The organism is Desulfobacter sp., assembly GCF_050177295.1.
Genome location: NZ_JBFXHE010000506.1, coordinates 1 through 2,850, shown reverse-complemented (window position 1 = coordinate 2,850; position 2,850 = coordinate 1). Strand labels below are relative to the sequence as shown.

Here is a 2,850-nt window from a genome sequence, read left to right as displayed (position 1 = left end):
ATTTAGCCCTTGCCGCCGGCATTGATCTTATGGCCAATGCCCGGCTTTCCAAAGCAAACCGGGCGCGCACAGGGATTGTGCTGGCTGCCATTGCCCTGCCCACACCGGGCGCATCGCGGCTGACCCGAGATCTTTTTTTGGCGCCAAATCCTGCAATGCCCTCCCGGGAACAAGCCTGGGGCGCCGGCATGCTCTCGGCGCCTGCGTCAATTCTGGCAAGGCTGTTGGGTTTGGCCGGCGGCAGTTTTACCCTGGATGCCGCCTGTGCGTCTTCTTTGTTTTCCATAAAGCTTGCCTGCGAACAACTGCTCTCCGGAAGGGTGGACGCGATGGTGGCCGGCGGGGTATCCCGGCCCCAGTCCCTCTACACCCAGGTGGGATTTACCCAGCTCCAGGCCCTGTCGCCCACGGGCCGGTGCGCTCCCTTTGACCGGGATGCCGATGGTCTGGTGGTGGGGGAGGGTGCAGGCCTGGTCCTGCTTAAACGCCTGGACGATGCCCTGGCCTGCCAGGACACCATCTACGCCGTGATTAAAGGATGGGGGGTGAGCAACGATATTGAAGGCAACCTGGTGGCTCCGGCCAGTGAAGGTCAGGTCCGGGCCATGATCGGTGCCTTTGACATGGCCGGTTGGTCTTTTGATGATATCCAGTACATGGAGTGCCACGGTTCCGGAACCCCCAAGGGGGATCAGGTGGAAGTCCACAGTATCATGCAGATGCGTCAAAAATATCAGTGCATGGATACCGCCTTATCCATTGGTTCGGTAAAGTCCAATATCGGCCATCTGCTGACCGGTGCCGGGGCTGCCGGATTCATCAAAACGGTCATGGCCATGAACCAGGAGGTGCTGCCGCCATCCAACAATTTCAATGCGCTGCCGGATGACTCCCCTTTTAAGAATAGCGGTGTCAGGGTCCAGGATCACCCTTCTGCCTGGATACCTGCCGGCGACGGCAGGCCTTTGCGGGCCGCAGTATCCGCCTTTGGGTTTGGCGGCATCAATGCCCAGATTCTTGTGGAATCTTTTAAGGCTCAATCACGTCCTCATGCGGTGGGTGTTACACCTGCTCCGGCCCAAAAAAGCGTTCCCTGTGCCATTGTGGGTATGGGGCTGATATCAGGTGGTGCGGAGTGCCTTGGGGATTTTTCCAAGCTTATTTTGGGCGAAAAATCCACTGTAGGCAGATCTGGAGAAAGCCGATGGCGCAGGTTTGATCATCTGCCCCCTGAAGTCCGCGGGGGGTTAACGTTGTTCATGGATGATCTGAGTATTGATCTCAAAGATTTTAATATCCCCCCCAACCAGATGAGCCAGATTTTGCCCCAGCATCTGATGATGCTCAAAGCAGCCCTGGCAGCCCTGGCAGATGCCGGTATCTCTGCCAAACCGGATGCGTCACAACCACCCCGGGTAAACATGGGCTGTGCCGTGGGCATTGAATTTGATTTCGGGGCTACGGACTACCATTTAAGGTGGCAAATTCAGGGGCAAAAAAACGGTGTATCCAGTGACCTGCTGGACACCATCGGGCCGTCACTCAATTTTGGTTCAACACTGGGTGCCCTTGGGGGCATTGTGGCCTCCCGCCTGGCCCGGGCATTTAAACTGGGCGGCCCCTGCTTTACCCTCTCTGCGGATGCAGCTTCGGGACTAACGGCCATTGATATTGCCGTTAAATCCCTCTCCTCAGGGGAGACTGACAGCTTTTTATGTGCAGCCGTGGATCTTGCCGCTGACATCAGAAGCTTTACCCGGGATCTGGTTTTGAGCGGCACGGACCCCATGGCCCTGCCTTCGGAAGGGGCTGTGGCCATGGTACTCAAACCCCTGGATGTCGCGCAAAGGGATAATGACCGGATTTATGCCGTGATCAATGGTGTGGCAGGTGCCGGCGGCGCCGCACTTGCCGGGGAAACCGGTGAGCAGGACCATGTCTCACGGTCAACGGCTGTCCAAAATTCTTTACAAAAGGCTCTGGATCATGCTGGTATGGATTTAAAGGATATCGGGCTTGGTGCAGTGACTCACAGTGCGTCTCACTTTCTGGGGGCAGGGGAGGTCTCCGAGCTTGATAATGCTTTGCCGATTTTCTGTCCGTCTGCTTTGTCCGGGCATACCGGAGCTGCCGCAGGCCTTTTTACCGTTACGGCTGCCGCATTGTGTCTTTACACCCGAAAATTTCCCGCACCTTTGCACCATTTACCCGGCGTTCCCAAGACAGCTGTGGCAGGATGCCTGACCCGGGATGGTATTGCAGGGCATGTTATCTTGTCAGGCTGCCATCATTCAGGGCCAGGTGACGACACCTGTAAGGCTGCGCAGACCCTGGAAAAAAACGGGCATACATCCACCTGCATAAGGATTCCTGTGACCCGCCCGCCTTTTCCCAGGGCCTTGATTGCCAACGAGGCTTTTGAACCGGCCCGGCAGGAAACGTCGTTTGATCTCTGCACTGAGCCGCCCAATATGCCACTGCCATTTCCCTGTGACACAATCCCGGGACTGCTGGCCCATACCCAGGAGATTACGGCCAGAGCCCATGAGTGCTTCCTGGAATTATCCGCCCAAAACACCCAGGCCATGGCTGAACAGCTTGTCGCTATTGCCGGTGCAATGCCAAATGGCCGGAATCCGTCAATGGATCTGGAACCGGTCTTTGCGCCCCAGGATATTTCCAAGGTTCCCGACCTGTTTATGGACCGGGACCAATGCCTTGAATTTGCCGTGGGAAAAGCCGGAAACGTGCTGGGTCCCGATTTCGATATCATTGACACCTACCCGGTCCGGGTGCGGTTGCCGGATGAACCGTTGATGCTGGTGGACCGGATTATATCCGTGCATGGCG

General features: G+C 56.9%; 1 protein-coding gene. It reads left to right on the top strand.

Features of this window, described 5'->3' with window-relative positions:
- Positions 1-2,850: beta-ketoacyl synthase N-terminal-like domain-containing protein (locus AB7U36_RS21790; protein ID WP_428161700.1), on the top strand; the 2,850-nt coding region annotated here is incomplete at both ends.